This is a genomic window from Nesterenkonia suensis (genome assembly GCF_054782935.1).
On the sequence record NZ_BAAGRN010000001.1, the window covers coordinates 260,890 to 277,730 of the forward strand.

At 67.9% G+C, this 16,841-nt stretch carries 13 protein-coding genes; 10 read left to right on the forward strand and 3 right to left on the reverse strand.

Going from position 1 to position 16,841, the window contains the following annotated elements:
• Nucleotides 1–34: 34 nt before the first annotated feature.
• Complete coding sequence (gene tdh, locus ACYVKI_RS01120; protein ID WP_460688508.1) at nucleotides 35–1,111, reverse strand: L-threonine 3-dehydrogenase; 1,077 nt, start codon at nucleotides 1,109–1,111, stop codon at nucleotides 35–37.
• A 336-nt stretch (nucleotides 1,112–1,447) separates the two neighbouring features.
• On the opposite strand from tdh, the gene ACYVKI_RS01125 reads away from it, so the two are divergent.
• The 7 genes from ACYVKI_RS01125 to ACYVKI_RS01155 all read left to right on the forward strand — a co-directional run bounded on the left by ACYVKI_RS01125 (nucleotide 1,448) and on the right by ACYVKI_RS01155 (nucleotide 9,147).
• A complete protein-coding gene (locus tag ACYVKI_RS01125) occupies nucleotides 1,448–3,046 on the forward strand; it encodes a peptide ABC transporter substrate-binding protein (RefSeq protein WP_460688509.1) in 1,599 nt (532 codons plus the stop codon).
• 64 nt (nucleotides 3,047–3,110) lie between these two features.
• Entirely contained in the window at nucleotides 3,111–4,037 is a 927-nt protein-coding gene (locus ACYVKI_RS01130) for an ABC transporter permease (RefSeq protein ID WP_460688510.1), read from the forward strand.
• A gap of 28 nt (nucleotides 4,038–4,065) precedes the next feature.
• The gene (locus ACYVKI_RS01135) at nucleotides 4,066–4,935 is read left to right on the forward strand and encodes an ABC transporter permease (RefSeq protein WP_460688511.1); all 870 of its coding nucleotides are present in this window, start codon (nucleotides 4,066–4,068) and stop codon (nucleotides 4,933–4,935) included.
• 5 nt (nucleotides 4,936–4,940) lie between these two features.
• Complete coding sequence (locus ACYVKI_RS01140; protein WP_460688512.1) at nucleotides 4,941–5,996, forward strand: ABC transporter ATP-binding protein; 1,056 nt, start codon at nucleotides 4,941–4,943, stop codon at nucleotides 5,994–5,996.
• A complete protein-coding gene (locus tag ACYVKI_RS01145) occupies nucleotides 5,993–7,006 on the forward strand; it encodes an ABC transporter ATP-binding protein (protein ID WP_460688513.1) in 1,014 nt (337 codons plus the stop codon). Before ACYVKI_RS01140 ends, ACYVKI_RS01145 begins: the two co-directional genes overlap by 4 nt.
• A gap of 16 nt (nucleotides 7,007–7,022) precedes the next feature.
• The gene (locus tag ACYVKI_RS01150; RefSeq protein WP_460688514.1) at nucleotides 7,023–8,219 is read left to right on the forward strand and encodes a Gfo/Idh/MocA family protein; all 1,197 of its coding nucleotides are present in this window, start codon (nucleotides 7,023–7,025) and stop codon (nucleotides 8,217–8,219) included.
• 46 nt (nucleotides 8,220–8,265) lie between these two features.
• On the forward strand, nucleotides 8,266–9,147 hold the full coding sequence (locus ACYVKI_RS01155; RefSeq protein WP_460688515.1) for an ROK family protein: 882 nt from the start codon (nucleotides 8,266–8,268) through the stop codon (nucleotides 9,145–9,147).
• A gap of 131 nt (nucleotides 9,148–9,278) precedes the next feature.
• On the opposite strand, the gene ACYVKI_RS01160 is transcribed toward ACYVKI_RS01155, so the two are convergent.
• Together ACYVKI_RS01160 and ACYVKI_RS01165 are read right to left on the reverse strand one after the other, a co-directional pair.
• Nucleotides 9,279–9,827 carry a dihydrofolate reductase family protein gene (locus tag ACYVKI_RS01160; RefSeq protein WP_460688516.1) on the reverse strand — a complete coding sequence of 183 codons (549 nt, stop codon included), beginning with the start codon at nucleotides 9,825–9,827 and terminating at the stop codon, nucleotides 9,279–9,281.
• Between the two features lie 48 nt (nucleotides 9,828–9,875).
• On the reverse strand, nucleotides 9,876–11,108 hold the full coding sequence (locus ACYVKI_RS01165; RefSeq protein ID WP_460689373.1) for an acyl-CoA dehydrogenase family protein: 1,233 nt from the start codon (nucleotides 11,106–11,108) through the stop codon (nucleotides 9,876–9,878).
• 332 nt (nucleotides 11,109–11,440) lie between these two features.
• On the opposite strand from ACYVKI_RS01165, the gene ACYVKI_RS01170 reads away from it, so the two are divergent.
• The 3 genes from ACYVKI_RS01170 to ACYVKI_RS01180 are packed head-to-tail and all read left to right on the forward strand — an operon-like array spanning nucleotide 11,441 to nucleotide 16,820.
• Complete coding sequence (locus ACYVKI_RS01170; protein ID WP_460688517.1) at nucleotides 11,441–12,943, forward strand: pyridoxal phosphate-dependent decarboxylase family protein; 1,503 nt, start codon at nucleotides 11,441–11,443, stop codon at nucleotides 12,941–12,943.
• Nucleotides 12,940–14,283 carry a lysine N(6)-hydroxylase/L-ornithine N(5)-oxygenase family protein gene (locus tag ACYVKI_RS01175; protein ID WP_460688518.1) on the forward strand — a complete coding sequence of 448 codons (1,344 nt, stop codon included), beginning with the start codon at nucleotides 12,940–12,942 and terminating at the stop codon, nucleotides 14,281–14,283. The genes ACYVKI_RS01170 and ACYVKI_RS01175 overlap by 4 nt, the downstream gene beginning before the upstream one ends.
• Nucleotides 14,280–16,820, forward strand: a complete 2,541-nt coding sequence (locus tag ACYVKI_RS01180; protein ID WP_460688519.1) for a GNAT family N-acetyltransferase — start codon at nucleotides 14,280–14,282, stop codon at nucleotides 16,818–16,820. Before ACYVKI_RS01175 ends, ACYVKI_RS01180 begins: the two co-directional genes overlap by 4 nt.
• Nucleotides 16,821–16,841: the final 21 nt, after the last annotated feature.

A 16,841-nucleotide genomic window follows, 5' to 3' on the forward strand; every position in this document is an offset into this window, starting at 1 on the left:
TCGTCGGTGCCGGAGGGCCTGATCGTGAGCGGTCTCAGGGGTCGCCGGCCGGGTCTTGGGGCGCCTGGAGCTGCGTCCAGTCGAGCATCACCTTGCCCGCGGTGCGGGAGGCGGCGGTGGCGAAGGCCTCCCGCCAGTCCCAGGCCGGGAACTCATGGGTCACCACGGAGCTGATCTGTGCGCGCAGTCGGGCGTCGGACTGCAGCATGGCGCTCATGGCGTGCCAGGTGTCGAACATCTCCCGCCCATAGATGCCTTTGAGCGTCAGCATGCGGGTCACGACACGAGCCCAGGAGAAGTCCGCTCGCGTGCTGGGCAGGCCGAGGAGGGCCACGGATCCTCCGTGGTTCATGTTGTCCACGAGCTCTCGCAGTGCCGCGGGGTGTCCGCTCATCTCCATGCCGACGTCGAATCCCTCGTCCATCCCCAGCGTCTCCTGCGCTGCCCGGGCGGATCCGGTCGAGACGTCCACCGCGTGGTCTGCGCCGACATGCGGTGCCATGGTCAGGCGTTCCTGGAGGACGTCTGTCAGCACCACATGGCGCGCCCCGGCGTGTCGGGCGACCGCCGCCGCCATGAGCCCTATGGGGCCAGCCCCGGTGATGAGGACGTCTTCGCCGATCACCGGGAACGCAAGTGCTGTGTGCACGGCGTTGCCGAACGGGTCGAAGAGGGCTCCCAGCACGGGGGTGATCTCCTCGTGGTCGTGCACCCACACATTGGCCTCCGGCAGGACCACATACTCGGCGAAGGCGCCATCGCGCTGGACCCCGAGGGACTCGGTGCGGATGCACATCTGCCGACGACCCGCACGACAGTTCCGGCAGGACCCGCACACCACGTGGCCTTCTCCGGAGACCCGGTCCCCGGCGCGGACCTGCTCTGTCATGCTGCCGGTCTCGACGACTTCGCCGTAGAACTCGTGGCCCGGGATCAGGGGAAGGGTGAGCATCTCGGCCGCCGAGTCGTCGAAGTCGACGATATGGAGATCGGTCCCACAGATCCCGGTCATCAGCACTCGGATGACGACGTCATGCGGGCCGCAGGCTGGATCCGGGCGATCGACGAACTCGAGGCCGGGCCCGGCCTGGGACTTGTACAGCGCCTTCACTGGCGGTACCTCCAGGGATCGGGGGGGGATGGAGGCGCACTCCGGACGTGGTCGTACGCTTCTGCCACAGTATGACAGATAGTGATCGTTAGGGCGACATATCGTGCAGCTGCACTCACAATGAGGTGGATTCTACGATCGTTATTGACTTCAGCTGATGGAATGAGTGAGTATTACTGCAGATTCGCTCGTTAGGAGGATCACATCACGTCATCGAGGCGCTTCCCGCTGGAGAAGCTCGGGACCACACCTGAGGGTGGGGACCAGGCATGCAGTGGGCGGCCGTTCTCGGCACGTGATGTTCGAGCGGGTTCCCAATCCGACTAGGGGGATGACGTGACCTTCAGAAACATTGCAGGCAAGGCGCTGCCGACGGCGGCAGCAGCTGTGCTGGTCCTGACCGGATGTGGCGAGAACGGAGGCACCGGCGGCGACGGGGAAGCCGAGTCCGGTGAGGTGGAGCTGAGCTTCCAGACCGGCACTCCGACCTCATTGAACCCATTGCGGGACATCGGCTCTCAGATCGGCATGGCGCTGTGCGCCAATCTCGTCGAGATGAACAAGGAGACGCAGGAGTACGAGAACCTCGTGGCTGGGGACGTGGACAGCGAGGACGCTCAGAGCTGGACGATCACCCTGGAGGAGGGCTGGACATTCCACGACGGCTCCGCCGTGACGGCTCACTCCTACGTGGACGCATGGAACGTCGCCGCGGTGGGCGCAAATGCCTGGCAGTCCAACGGAACCTTCTCGGTCATCGAGGGCTACTCCGAGCTGAACCCCACCGACGGTGAAGAGCCGGAGGGGGATGAGCTCTCCGGACTGGATGTCATCGACGACCTGACCTTCACCGTGGAGCTCAACGAACCCAATGCAGACTTCCCCAAGGTCCTGAGCACCAACAGCACGTGTCCCCTGCCGGAGGTCGCCTTCGAGGATTTCGACGCCTATGAGGCTGACCCTGTCGGCAATGGTCCCTACCGCTTCGTGGAGCGGGTGGAGAATCAGCATGTCGAGCTGGAGCGTTGGGATGACTTCCCGGGTGCCCCCCAGTTTTCGGGAGAGGCTGACCGGCTCCTGGCCAAGGAATACACATCTCCGGAGTCTGCCTACACTGATTTCGCCGCCGGGAATCTGGACATGATCCGCAACGTTCCGGCGACCACCGTCTCGCGTGCGGAGCAGGAGCTCGAGGACGGCGTCCTCTACGAGGCCAGCCTGGCGAGCAAACAGTTCCGGCTGATGGTGCCCGGGTACGTGGAGGAGCTTCAGGATCCTGACCTGCGGCGTGCGATCTCGCTGTCCATCGACCGGGAGACCCTAGCCGACTCGGTCCTCGACGGGCACGCGCTCGCGTCCGACTCATTGGTCACCCCGGACCTCGGGTCCTACGTGGAGGGTGCCTGCGAGTACTGCACCTATGATCCCGAGCGGGCTCAGGAGATCTTCGCCGACACCGACGGCGTGGACTCGCTGACCATCCACTATAACGACAACGACCAGCAGCTGGTCCAGGCCATCGGCACGCAGATCTCCGACACGCTCGACATCAAGATCAATTTCGACCCGCTGATGCCGGCCACGCTGAGTGAAAAGACCAACAGCCAGGAGCTCGAGGGCGTGGCGTTCGGCCTGTGGGGCTGGTCCTACCGAAGCCCGGACCAGTACATGAGCACCTATGAGACGGACGGTCCCGGAAACGCCGCCGCCGGCTACAGCGACGAGCAGGTCGACCAGATGATCTCCGAGGCCCGGGGCACACAGGACGAGGAGGAGCGCAACGCCACCTACGCCGAGGCCGAGCAGCGGGTGCTGGAGGATCAGCCGGCGATCCCCCTGTTCATCCCGATCGACTACGGACTGCAGGGTGGCTGCGCGAAGATGAACGATGTCCAGGGCGACATCCAGTTCTACCGCGCCGACGTGGACTGCTGACCTTCGATCACAGACCCGGCCTCCGGCGCCACTTGGCGCCGGAGGCCGGGCGGATGAGACTCCCATGGTTGTCTATACCTTCAATCGACTGCTCCAGATGGTGCCGGTGCTCTTCGGAGCGACGTTCCTGATCTACGCGCTGACCTTCCTGGTTCCTGGAGACCCCGTCGCCTCCTTGGCGGGCGACCGCCCGTTGCCGGAATCGGCAGTCCAGCAGATCAGGCAGGCCTATCGGCTCGATGATCCCTTCCTCGTTCAGTACACCCATTACATGGCTGGTGTCTTTCAGGGAGACTTCGGCATCGACTTCTACGGACGGCCCGTCCTGGACGTCGTCCGGGAACGACTGCCCGTGACTCTGTCCCTGGCCCTGACGGCCTGGGTCATGAAGATCCTCCTCTCCATCACGATCGGTGTGGTGGCGGGGCTCCGGAAGAACGGCACCTTCGACTACGCAGCGCTGACGTTCACCGTGGTGATGCTCGGGGTCCCCAGCTTCGTCCTGGCGCTGAGCGGTCAGTGGCTGTTCGGGCTCTCCCTGGGATGGGTGCCCGTGGCCGGAGTCGGATCCGGCTGGCCTCTGGCGTTCATCCTTCCGGCGTTGGTCATCGCGCTGGAATCCGCCGCAGGGCTGGCCCGACTCACCAGGACCTCCCTGGTGGACGTCATCAACGCAGACTTCATGCAGATGGCCAAGGCCAAGGGGCTCTCCGGGACGCGCCAGGTTTGGGGGCATGGGCTGCGCAACGCGATGCTGCCGGTCATCACGTATCTGGGGCTGAGCCTGGCAGGCATGCTCGGTGGAACCGTCATCATCGAATCGGTCTTCAACCTGCCGGGGATCGGCGGGCTCATGGTGGACTCCATCCAGAACGGAGAGGGGACCACAGTGGTGGGCATCGCGACCATGCTGGTCCTGGCGTATCTGGTGTTCAACCTCGTGGTCGACCTGCTCTACGGGGTCGTCGACCCCCGCGTGCGGCTGAAGTGAGAGGACAGCAATGTCAACAGATATGACGATGACAGAGGCACCTTCTCTCCGGCAGCGACGGCGGTGGAGACTCAGCCGGCTGTGGCGCGGTCCGCGGGCGATGTGGGTGACCGGGCTGCTGGTGGGGATCGTGCTGCTCATGGCACTCTGGCCCCAGCTGTTCACGGGATTCGGGCCTGGTCCCTTCCAGGACTGTGACATCGCCAGGCGAAACGAGGCACCCAGTGCCGAGCACTGGTTCGGACGGGACACTCAAGGGTGTGACTACTACACCCATGTCGTCTATGGGGCCCGGACATCGGTGATCATCGGCTTGGTTGTGACGGGGGTCACGTTCGTCATCGCCACCATCCTCGGTGCGCTCGCAGGCTACTACGGAGGTTGGATGGATGCGGTGGTCTCCCGGACCGTCGACATCTTCTTCGGCCTGCCGTTCATCCTGGCCGCGATCGTGATCCTGCAGCTCTTCGAAGCCCGGACCATCTGGACCGTGGCCTTCGCCTTGGCCGCCTTCTCCTGGCCTGGGGGCGTCCGATTCATGCGGGCGAGCGTGCTCAGCGTGCGTGAGCGGGAGTACGTCACGGCAGCCAGGACGCTCGGAGCCAGCGACCTCCGGATCATCAGGGAGCATGTCGTGCCGAACTCGCTGACGCCGCTGCTGGTGCTCCAGACGCTCGGGGTGGGCACGGCCATCGCCGCCGAGGCCGGACTGACCTTCATCGGGGTCGGCCTCTCGCCGCCCGCCATCTCGTGGGGACTGCAGCTGGCGAACTCCCAGGCCTTCATCACCCTGGCGCCTCACCTGATGGTCTACCCGGCGATCTTCCTGACCTTCACCGTGCTGTCCTTCGTGATCTTCGGTGAGGCCCTGCGCGACACACTCGACCCCAAGGACTGAGTCTCATGACCAGCACGACGACCACAGGCATCGGTGAGGTGGCCGGCTCCGACGGCGGAGGGCCGCGGCCCCTGCTCTCCGTCGAGAACCTCAATGTGACCTTTCGCCATCGCGGACATCCCGCTCACGTGGTGAGGGACGTCTCCTTCGACGTCCAGCCAGGCCACGCGCTGGGAGTCCTGGGCGAGTCGGGATCCGGGAAATCTGTGACGGTCAAATCCCTGATGGGGCTGCTGCCGACGTCTCGCGCGCAGATCGACGCGGGCCATGCACACTTCGGCGACGTCGACCTGCTGAGGCTCGATGCACGGAGCCGACGGCGGATTATGGGCTCCAGGATCTCGATCATCTTCCAGGATGCGCTCTCTGCGCTGAACCCGGTCCAGCCGGTGGGGAGGCAGATCGGAGAGATGTACCGGGTTCATCGCGGCTACAGCCGGGTCGAGGCGCGCAAGGCGGCGATCGCGATGATGAGACGGGTCAGGATCCCCGCAGCGGAACGCCGGGTGGACGACCACCCGCACCAATTCTCCGGCGGCATGCGTCAGCGCATCTGCATCGCGATCGCACTCGCGCTGGATCCCGATCTCGTCATCGCTGATGAGCCGACCACCGCTCTGGACGTCACGGTCCAGGCGCAGATCCTGGATCTGCTCAAGGAGGAGCAGGAACGCCGTGGGATGGGGCTGATCCTGATCAGCCACGACATCTCGGTGATCAGTGAGATGACCGACGATGTGGCGGTGATGTACGGCGGGCGGATCATCGAGCGTGGACGGACCGGAGAGGTGCTGGCGGCTCCCTCGCATCCGTACACGCGCGGACTGGCCGCCGCATCAGTCGGCGGTGAGCCGGGGGAACCGATGGTCACCATCCCAGGACTTCCTCCGAATCTGGCCTACCTTCCCCCGGGATGCTCCTTCGCGCCGCGCTGCGGCATGGCCCAGGACATCTGCACCGGCTTCCGCCCTCGATTGGAACCTGTGGAGAGTCTCGATGCGGGCTCTGCGCACACACCACGGTTATCCGCATGCCACTTCGCCTCAGGGGTCACATCATGAGCACACCTATACTGCGTCTGGAATCGGTCTCCCTGACATACCCGGTCGGGCGTCGGCTTCCCCTGCTGCCCAAGCGGCACCTCACCGCTGTGGACTCGGTCGACCTGGAGCTCCATGAGCGAGAGACCATCGGGGTGATCGGGGAGTCCGGCTGCGGAAAGTCCAGCCTGGGGCGGCTGCTGGCCGGTGTGGAGAAGCCGGATTCGGGCACCCTCTACTATGACGGGGTCGACGTGGCCACGTTGGACCGGACGGCGCGGAAGCAGATGCGCAGAAGCATCCAGGTGATCTTCCAGGACCCCTCCGGTTCGCTGAATCCGCGGAGGACGGTCCGGCAGATCATCACCGAACCGTTCAGGATCCATCCGGATCTGGTGACCGAGAAGGGAGTCCGGGCACAGGTCGACGAGCTCCTGGACGTCGTCGGGCTGAAGGCGGAGCACGCTTCCCGGTACCCGCATGAGCTCTCCGGGGGACAGCAGCAGCGCGTCGGCATCGCCCGGGCACTGGCGGTCCGTCCTCGGGTGATCGTCTGTGACGAAGCCGTATCGGCGTTGGACGTCTCGGTGCGGGCGCAGGTGGTGAACCTGCTACGAGACCTGCAGAAGGAGTTCGGCCTGTCCTATCTGTTCATCGCCCATGACCTCCACGTGGTCCGCAACCTGGCGCAGCGGGTGATGGTGATGTACCTCGGCCAGTGTGTGGAGTTCGGCGACACCAGACAGGTCTATGACGAGACCGCCCACCCCTACACCTACGCCCTGCTGGCCTCCGCGCCGGAGCTGCGATATGCGGGTCAACACAGGCATGCTGATCTGGTGGAAGGTGACCCGCCCACACCGCTGGACATGCCGCCCGGGTGCCGGTTCCGCACCCGATGCAGCTTCGCCACCGAGATCTGTCATGAACCCCCGGAGCTGGACAGCGTCGCCGAGAGCCATCAAGTGCGGTGCGTCCACGCCGACGAGGTCGACAGCCACGTCCGACGCCGAACTTCGGCGACAGCCTGATCACGAGGAGACCCCTATGTCCACTGTTCCTTTGCGCATCGGCCTGATCGGCCTGGGCCTGCGCAGCGGGCTCGCCCAGCACGTGGAGACGTCCGAGACCGCCGCGGTCGTCACCGGTGTATGTGACCCGTTGCCCGACCGTCGGAGACGCGGCAAGGAGGCCCATCCTGAGGCGCAGGCGTTCGCGTCGGTGGAGGAGCTTCTGGCCAGCGGAGTGGACGCCGTCCTCGTGACCACGCCTGACTGGACGCACGAAGAGATCACGGTGACCTGTCTCAGGCAGGGCGTGCCGGTCTTCGTCGACAAGCCGCTGGCCATCACCGCTGAAGGGTGCGACCGCGTCCTGGAGGTGGCCCGTGACACGGGGACCAAGGTGTTCGTGGGGCACAACATGCGCCATATGCCGGTGGTCACCGCGATGAGGCGGCTCATCGCGGACGGGGAGATCGGCGAGGTGCAGGCTGTCTGGTGTCGGCATTTCGTGGGACATGGCGGGGACTATTACTTCAAGGACTGGCATGCCGATCGTCGCAACACCACGGGCCTGCTCCTGCAGAAGGGTGCCCATGACATCGACGTGATCCACTGGCTGGCCGGAGGGCGCACCGAACGCGTCAACGCGATGGGGGCGCTGGCGATCTATGGAGGGATCCAATCCCGTGGCGGTCAGGGGGAGAAACTGCTCGGCGAATGGTTCGACCCCACGCAGTGGCCGCCGGCCGAGCAGACCGGACTCAACGACGTCGTCGACGTCGAGGATATCTCCATGGTGCACATGCAGCTGGACAACGGTGTGCTGGCCAGCTATCAGCAGTGCCATTTCACGCCGGACTATTGGCGGAACTACACGGTCATCGGGACTCATGGCCGGCTGGAGAACTTCGGAGACAGTGAAGGTGCTGTCATCAAGGTCTGGAACAGCGGTCGCAGCGGGTATCGCCTTGACGCCGACCGTGAGGTGACCGTGGAATCAGAGAGCGGCGGACATGGGGGAGCCGATCCCCGGCTGATCGCGGAGTTCCTCGCCTTCATCGGGAGGGGAGCGCCCACACAGACGTCTCCGGTGGCCGCGCGGGATGCTGTCGCCACCGGCTGCGCAGCGACGCAGTCCCTCCGCGGAGGAGGTGCAGCGGTCGACGTTCCGGGAGTGGATGAGGCGACGGTCGCCTACTTCGCTGGACACCAGTCGAGAACCGGCACCCATGTCGTCTGACGGGCGGGGATCTGATGCTCCCGGCCCTCGGCGGGGACGGGCGCCGGTGCTCGGTGTGGACGTCGGCGGGACCAGCATCAAGGCAGGCGTGGTGCAGGAGGGACGGGTCCTGGATTCGCTGAGCATGCCCACCCCCATGGGTGCGGCAGGCGTCGTCGGCGCCGTGGCGGAGCTCTTCCGGGAGCTCGTCGCCGGCCGGGACGGCGGGGGCCGGGTGGCCGCAGCAGGTGTGGTCGTGCCCGGGATCGTCGACGAGCGCGCCGGGCGAGGAGTCCTGTCCGAGAACCTTCGATGGCGGGACGTGCCGTTGCAGCGGATGCTGCAGGCCGTGATGGACGTGCCGGTGGCGTTCGGGCACGACGTGCGCGCCGGCGCCCTGGCCGAGTATGACGCGTTGGAGGGCCCTCGTCCGGGCGTCATGCTCTTCGTGCCGATCGGCACCGGCATCGCCGCCGCGACGGTCATCCAGGGGGAGATCCTGGTCGCCGGCGGGTTCGCGGGCGAGATCGGGCACGCACCCGTCGGTTTCGGCCCCCGGTGCGGCTGCGGAGCCATCGGATGTCTGGAGGCGGTCGCCTCGGCTCGAGCGATCGCCACCCGGTACAGCGACCTGAGCGGCGCGCGCGTGACCTCCGCGGCGCAGGTGATCGAGCGCCTCACCTGCGACGAGATCGCCCGATCGGTCTGGGATGACGCGTTGGAGGGCCTGGCGACCGCGCTGTCGTGGAGCTCGGCGCTGAGCGCGCCCGATGTGGTCGTGCTCGGCGGGGGCCTGGCCAGGTCCGGCGGCACACTCATCGACTCCCTCCGGAGCAGGCTGGAGGATCGTCTGTCCGTGCCCAAGGTCCCGGAGCTCCGGCAGGCGCGCCTCGGGGACCGATCGGCGATCCACGGTGCCGCGCTGCTCGCCGAGGATCTCCTGGCATGACACTCTGAGGTGCCCACGTGGGAGGAAGCGGATCGTGCCTGAGGGCCGGGGGACACGAGCCGGCGGTCCATGCCACTGTTCATGCCACTGTCGAGATCAACTCGTGTTCAGCCCGTGTTCAGTCCCTGGCCTCACACCCGCCGATACCGCTCGTAGACCACACGGCCGCCGAAGACGCGGCTCTCCACCAGCTCCAGGGGCACCGCCTCGTCCACCGGCGGCAGCAGGGGAGTGCCTCCGCCGAGGATGATCGGGTGCCGGAAGATCTGGTACTCCTCCACCAGCCCGAGCTCCACGGCCTGGGCGGCCAGCGTGGGGCCGCCGATCTCCACGTCCTGCTCGGTGGCGGCGAGCACCGCGGGGATCTCCTCGGCCAGGGGGCGCTGTGCCAGCCGGGCGTTGCCCTGCACCTGGTCCAGGCTGCGGCTGAAGACGATCTTCGGCAGGGCGGCCCAGACGTCGGCGAACTCCGCGCCGAGCGCGTTCTCCCGCATCAGCGGGTCGGTCTCCCAGGGCAGCATGGCCTCGTAGAGGCGACGTCCGCACAGGCAGGCCCCGAGCGCACGGACCGTATCCAGATGGAAGCGGAAGAGCTCCTCATTCGGCACACCCCAGCTGAAGTCGCCGGTGCGGTCCGCGGTGAACCCGTCCAGCGAGGTGCTCATCGAGATCAGCAGCATGGTTGCCACTCTAGGCGCGGGCGGGCTCCGCCGGGGAGGCTTGGCGGCTCAGGCGAAGGCCGAATACCCGGTCAGGTCGCGCCCGATGATCAGGCTCTGCACGGACTCGGTGCCCTCATAGGTGTGGATGGCCTCGATGTCGGCCATGTGCCGGGCCACCTTGTTCTTCAGCAGGATGCCGTTGCCGCCGAGCATGTCGCGGGCCACCTGAGCGATCGCCCGGGCCTTGCGGGTGTTGTGGTACTTCGCCATCGAGGCCTGCGGGCCGGAGAGCTTCCCGACGGCGTCGAGCTCGGTCACCTTCCGCACGTGCAGCTGCATGGAGGTCAGCTCGGAGGTCATCCAGGTCAGCCGCTCCTGGATCTGCTGGAATCCGGCCAGCCGCTTGCTGAACTGCTCGCGCTGGGTCGCGTAGCTCAGCGCGGCTTCGACGACGGCGGCGGCGTGCCCGACGGCGGACCAGGCCACTCCCAGCCGGGTTGCGAAGAGGACCTTGGAAGTGTCCTTGAACGAGCGGGAGCCGGGCAGCACCGCGTCGGCGGGCAGGGAAACGTCCTGGTACTCGATGACAGCCTGGTGGATGGCTCGCAGTGAGGCCTTGCCGTCGATGACCTCGGCCCGGTACCCCTCGGTCTTCTGGTCGACCAGGAAGCAGCGGACCTGCCCGTCGTGCTCGCCGCCGGAGACCCGGGCCCAGGTGAAGGTGATGCCGCCGGAGGCGCCGTTGCCGATCCACTTCTTCGCGCCGTTGAGCACATAGTGTCCCGTGGTCTCGTCGCCGACCAGCTTGGCCGTGGTCTCCAGGGAGACCGAGTCGGAGCCGTGGGTGGGCTCGGTCAGCGCGAAGGAGCCCAGGGTGCGGGCGGTGGCCAGGTCGGCCAGGTGCTGCTCCTTCTGCTCCTCGGAGCCGAACATCGCCAGCGTGCGCAGCGCGAGACCGCCCTGGACGGCCAGCGCGGTGCCCAGGGAGCCGTCGGCCCGGGAGGTCTCCATGTTCACCAGTCCGGCCGCCAGCGGGGAGAGGGTGCTCAGGCCTTCGCCCACTCCGTCGACGTCGACGCCGTCGGTGAGCAGTCCGCGGGCGCCCGCGTCCCGGACCAGGTCCACCGGGTAGTCGCCGGCCTCCCAACACTGCGTCATGCGCTCCTCAAGGCCCGTGGAGAACTCCCGGGCGCGGGTCCACCAGGCGCGGTCCTTGTCAGGGACGTCGTCGAAGACCCCGTAGTAGTCCAGGTCGCGGGGCGTGGTGACGTCGTAGTCCGGGTCGATCTCGGCTCGCATGAGGGCCTCCAGCAGCTGGTCGGTGATGTGCGCTGACCCACATGTTACCCGAGAGTCACTGTAGGTGCGACGCGTCAGCGACTCGCAGATCCGGGTGACGCGCGACGTCATAGACGAGTGACATGTCTCACATTCTGCCCCCTGCAGGCGGTGGCGCATCTGGGCCTGATCGGCCTTCGGGCAGGGCCGGGGAGCCGCATCCTGGCGGGCCTGCGATGTCAGCCTGGTGAGCCGCCGGCGCCGGTGGGGAGCCTGCGTCGCCGGCAGTCTCCAGGAACCTCACAGGATTACAGCACTTGTATGTGACGTAATTGCAGTTATGCTCACCTCACATGACAGCTTCACACGATGTCCTCCCAGATCAGCTCACCCTCCTGCGCCCCAGGGCCACCGGCTCCTATGACGCCCTCATAGGGGAGGTCAGCTCCCGCATCTCCCTGCGGCTCGCCTCCGCCGACGCGCCCTCCACGAACACGCCGCAGCGCGAGCTCGCCGACCGCGCCGCCGCCGTCGACCTCGACGCCCCCGGCATCGGCGGCCCCGCTCTGCTCCAGGAGCTCGACGAACTCTTCCTCGCCGAAGCCGTCTGGTACCACCATCCGGCCTACCTCTCCCACCTGAACTGCCCCGTCGACGTGCACGCCGTGGCGGCCGAGGCCGTCCTCGCCGCCGTCAACCCCTCCGTGGACACCTACGACCAGTCCCGCATCGGCACCTTCCTGGAGCGACGCCTGATCAGCTGGATCGCCGGACGCATCGGCTACAGCCGCGGCGACGGCATCTTCACCTCCGGCGGCACCCAGTCCAATCTCCACGCCCTGTTCCTGGCTCGGGAGGCCGCCCTGACCGGCACTTCCGGACCCTCCCGCGCGGTGCGCCAGCAGCAGCTGGTGGTGCTCACCAGCCCGCAGAGCCATTTCAGCGTCGCCAAAGCCGCGCTCCTCCTGGGCCTCAGCGACGACGCCGTCGTCACCGTGGAGACCGACGACGCCGGCCGCATGGACCCGGCGGCCCTGCGGCGCGTCCTCGACGAGATCACTGAGGACGGCAGGGTGCCGATGGCCGTGGCCGCCACCGCCGGCACCACTGACCGCGGCGTCATCGACCCGCTCGAACCACTGGCCGAGATCTGCCGCGGTCAGCGCCTCTGGCTCCATGTGGACGCCGCCTACGGCTGCGGGCTGCTGGCCTCGGAACGCCAGGCCCATCGGCTCGCCGGAATCGAGTCCGCACGCAGCGTGACCCTGGACTTCCACAAGGCCTGGTTCCAGCCTGTCTCCTCCTCGGCCCTGGTGGTGCGCGACCCTGCTGATCTAGGACGTGGGGCCTGGCACGCCGACTACCTCAACCCCGCCGGTGGTGCTGAACCGAACCAGGTGGACAAGTCGCTGCAGACCACCCGTCGCTTCGACGCCCTGAAGCTCTATGCCACCCTGCGCGGGGCCGGCGTCGACGCCGTCGGGCGTGCCTGGGACGCCCTGCTGGACCTCACCCAGGAGGTCCATCGCCATGTGGAGGGGCATGCTGAGCTGCAGCTCCTCGCGCCCACCGACCTGACCACGGTGCTCTTCCGGTGGCAGCCGGCGGCCGTGGCGGACCAGGACGCCGATGCGCTGGTCGCTCTGGTGCGCCAGGTGCTCCAGGAGTCTGGGCGGGTCATGGTCGCCAAGACCGTCCTGGACTCCCGGCCCTGCCTGAAGCTCACCCTGCTGGACCCGGAGACCACCGCTGAGCAGGTGGCCCAGAGCCTGGACGAGGTCGCCGAGTGCGCCCGCATCCTGCACCGTCACCGCGCCGGCGCGCCGGCCAGCCTCGCCGAGGAGGCCGCCCGATGACCAGCACACAGATCCCTGCTCACGCCGGCGGAGAGACGGTCCACGACGTCGTCGGCATCGGCATCGGCCCCTTCAACCTCGGGCTGGCCTGCCTGGCCCATCCTCTGGAGGACGTCGACGCCGTCTTTCTCGACGCCCGCGACGGCTTCGCCTGGCACCACGGCATGATGCTGACCGACGCCACCATCCAGGTGCCGTTCCTCGCCGACCTGGTGACCATGGCGGACCCGACCTCCGAGTTCTCCTTCCTGAATTGGCTCAAGCAGACCGGACGTCTCTACCCGTTCTACATCCGCGAGGACTTCCACCCGCTGCGGAGCGAGTACGACGCCTACTGCCGGTGGGCCGCCGAGCAGCTGCCCTCTTTGCGCTGGGGCCGACAGGTGGAGTCCGTGGAGCACGACGCCGCCACCGACACCTTCGTGGTCACCGCGGTGACCGCCGACGGGGTGGAGGTCCACCGGGGTCGCCACGTGGTGATGGGCATCGGCACCGCCCCGCACGTGCCCGCCGCGCTGCGCGAGGACGTGGACGCCTCACCGGCGGCCACCCATTCGGCGGACTACCTGCACCGCCGCGAGGAGATCCTGGACGCCGGGTCGGCCACTGTGGTGGGCAGCGGACAGTCCGCGGCCGAGATCTTCCTGGACCTGCTGGAGTCCCGCCGGGCGCACGGTCTGCGGCTGGACTGGATCACCCGGTCCCCGCGCTTCTTCTCCATGGAGGACACCCGGCTGACCCTGGAACTGACCTCGCCCGAGTACACCGACCACTTCCACCGTCTGCCCGAGGCGCTGCGCGACCAGCTCACCCGCGAGCAGAGGGGGCTCTACAAGGGCATCAGCACCGCCACGATCGACCGGATCCACGACGCCCTGTATCGGCTCAGCGCCCACGAGCCTCTGGAGGTGGGGATGCTCACCGATACAGAGGTCACTGCCGCCGGCTGGGACGCGGCCGCCGGCGTCCACCGGCTGCGGGTGGCGCATCGTCAGCTGGGCGACCACGCCGAGCACCAGACCGGCCATCTGATCCTCGCCACCGGCTACGCGCCTCGGGACCCGAGCTTCCTGGCGCCCGTGGAACACCTGATCAGCAGGGACGCCGCCGGCCGCCTCGCCGTCGGGCGGGATTACCGCATCGACACGCTCGGCGGGCGGATCTTCGTGCAGAACGCCGAGGAGCACACCCATGGGCTGACTGCGCCCGACCTCGGCATGGGCGCCTGGCGCAGCGCCTCGATCCTCGCTTCGATCACCGGCGAGGAGCACTACCCGCTGGAGCGGCGCGTCGCCTTCCAGCAGTTCGGACTCCCCACCACCGCGGAGGTGCCACGATGACCATCACCCCACAGACGACTGAGACCACACAGACGACTGAGGCCATACAGACGTCCGAGACGAGACAGGCCACAGACACGGGAGGCACCGCCGCCGGTGCCGTGCCGATCGTCGACGACCCCGCGCTGGAGGAGCCCGCCTCCGGCGCCTCAGACCTGCCGCTGGTGTTCCGGCCCGCTGATCCGGAGAGCGACGCCGGCCGAGTGTACCGCTGGCTCACCCACCCGGGCGCCCACCACTGGCAGATGGGGGACCTCACCGGGGAGCAGGTGCGCCGATACCTGGAGCAGATCGCCGCCGACGACGCCCAGGACGCGTGGATCGGGGAGGAGGCCGGGGTCGCCCTGGTGTACGTGGAGACCTATGACCCCACTCGCGTGGTGCTCACCGACGTCCACGACGCCGAGACCGGTGACCTCGGCATGCATCTGCTCATCGCCCCTGCTCCGGAGGATGCCGCGCGGCGACGCCACGGGCTGACCAGCGCGATCATGCGGGCCGTCGTCGCGTACTGCTGGTCGCTGGGTGCGGGCCGCATCGTGGTGGAGCCCGACGTGGAGAACCATGCGGTGCGCCGGAAGAACCGCGAGGTCGGCTTCGAGGAGCTGCGTGAGATCACCCTGCCGGACAAGCGGGCCATGCTCAGCGTGCTGGCTCGCGGCACTCGCGTCGAGACGGCGGCTTCGGGGGCGGGCGCGGATTCGGCGGCGGGGGCCGAGGCCGGAACGGTGCATCTGCGGCCCGAGCATATGGCCCTCGCCCAGCGGCACCTCGTGGCCAAGGCACTGGCAGAGTTCAGCCATGAGAAGCTCATCAGCCCGGTGGTCGAGAAGGACCGGGGCGAGCCCGCCGGCGCTGCGCCCTTCTGGAGGCTGGAGGTCCCCGGATCGAGCATCTATCGTTTCCGGGCCCGTCGCCTGCCGCTGGACCACTGGGTCCTCGACGAGGAGAGCCTGCAGCGTCATGACGTCGTCCACGGTCACCAGCGTCCGCTGGACGCCCAAGAGCTGATCGTCGAGCTGCAGCACGTCCTCGGCGTCCCCGACGATCTGCTGGGGACCTACCTGGAGGAGGTCGCCGCCACCCTGGCCAGCGCAGCGTTCAAGAACCATCGCGGGGGCCCTTCGGCCGCCCAGCTGGCCCGCGGACGGAGGGACCTCGACGTCGCCGGGGACCTGCAGCACACCGAGGCCGCCATGACCGAAGGGCACCCCTGCTTCGTGGCCACCAACGGACGCATCGGCTTCAGCGTGGACGATCTGCGCGCCTACGCCCCCGAAGCGGGGGCCCGCTTCCGCTACGTGTGGCTGGCGGCCCGACGGGCCCACACCCGGCTGGAGCTCGGCGCCGGACTCACCGAGGCTCAGCATGGGGAGTTCGAGCTCGGAGCCGACGGAACGGCCCGCCTGCACGCTCGGCTCCATGACCTCGGGCTGGACCCCGCAGACTATGTGCTCCTGCCGGTGCACCCCTGGCAGTTCCGCCACCGTGTGGCGGTCAGCTTCGCTCCCGACCTCGCCCGGCGTGATCTCGTGGTGCTGGGGGAGGGGCCCGGGGCCTGGCAGCCCCAGCAGTCCATCCGCACCGCCTTCGACATCGAGCACCCGGAGCGGTCCTACATCAAGACGGCGCTGTCCATCCAGAACATGGGCTTCCTGCGGGGGCTCTCCCCGGCCTATATGCGTGCCACACCAGCGATCAATGAGTGGGTGGCCGCCCAGGTGCGCGGCGACGCCCGCCTGGCCGAGCTCGGCTTCGACGTGCTGCGCGAGCACGCCGCCATCGGCTACACCGGTGACGCCTACCACCGGGCGGGGTCCTCCTCGGACCAGCAGAAGATGCTGGCGGCCCTGTGGCGGGAGAGCCCGATCGCTCGGCTGACCGAGCGGGGCGAGTCCGGAGAGCGACTGATGACCATGGCGGCCCTGCTGCACCGGGACGCCCGCGGCGACTCCGTGGCCGCGACGCTCATCGAGGTCTCCGGGCTGGCGCCCCGGGACTGGTTGGGCGAGTACCTGCGCGCCTATCTGCTGCCGGTGTTCCACTGCTTGGAGGTCCACGAACTGGCCTTCATGCCGCACGGGGAGAACATCATCCTGCGGCTGCGGCAGGGCCGGGTCACCGGGGTGTTCATGAAGGACATCGGGGAGGAGGCCGCCGTCATCGGTGACCGGGAGCTGGATGAGGACATCTCCCGGATGCGGCACATCATCGACGACGACGAGGCCACCCAGCTGATCTTCACTGATGTCTTCGGCGGGGTCCTGCGTCACCTGGCCGGGATCCTGCATGCCGACGGCGTGCTCACCCACGCCGCTTTCTGGGAGGTGGTCAGCGAAGTGGTGACCGAGCAGGAGGAGGCCACGGAGGCCGAGGGGGTGCGCCGCCGTCGTCGGCTGGACCTGCGCGTGCCCCGCTATGCGCAGTCCTGCCTGAACCGGCTGCAGCTGCGCAACACTCGTCAGATGGTGGACCTGGACGACGCCTCGGGCTCGCTCATCTACTCCGGGGAGCTGGAGAACCCGATCAGCAGGTGAGGCGGGTCTGCATCACGGAGA

What these genes read in the sequence shown, in the direction of transcription:
- ACYVKI_RS01130 (WP_460688510.1), top strand. Translation starts at nt 3,111, where the DNA reads ATGGTTGTCTATACCTTCAATCGACTGCTCCAGATGGTGCCGGTGCTC.
- ACYVKI_RS01135 (WP_460688511.1), top strand. Translation starts at nt 4,066, where the DNA reads ATGACAGAGGCACCTTCTCTCCGGCAGCGACGGCGGTGGAGACTCAGC.
- ACYVKI_RS01140 (WP_460688512.1), top strand. Translation starts at nt 4,941, where the DNA reads ATGACCAGCACGACGACCACAGGCATCGGTGAGGTGGCCGGCTCCGAC.
- ACYVKI_RS01145 (WP_460688513.1), top strand. Translation starts at nt 5,993, where the DNA reads ATGAGCACACCTATACTGCGTCTGGAATCGGTCTCCCTGACATACCCG.
- ACYVKI_RS01150 (WP_460688514.1), top strand. Translation starts at nt 7,023, where the DNA reads ATGTCCACTGTTCCTTTGCGCATCGGCCTGATCGGCCTGGGCCTGCGC.
- ACYVKI_RS01160 (WP_460688516.1), bottom strand. Translation starts at nt 9,827, where the DNA reads ATGCTGCTGATCTCGATGAGCACCTCGCTGGACGGGTTCACCGCGGAC.
- ACYVKI_RS01165 (WP_460689373.1), bottom strand. Translation starts at nt 11,108, where the DNA reads ATGCGAGCCGAGATCGACCCGGACTACGACGTCACCACGCCCCGCGAC.
- ACYVKI_RS01170 (WP_460688517.1), top strand. Translation starts at nt 11,441, where the DNA reads ATGACAGCTTCACACGATGTCCTCCCAGATCAGCTCACCCTCCTGCGC.
- ACYVKI_RS01175 (WP_460688518.1), top strand. Translation starts at nt 12,940, where the DNA reads ATGACCAGCACACAGATCCCTGCTCACGCCGGCGGAGAGACGGTCCAC.
- ACYVKI_RS01180 (WP_460688519.1), top strand. Translation starts at nt 14,280, where the DNA reads ATGACCATCACCCCACAGACGACTGAGACCACACAGACGACTGAGGCC.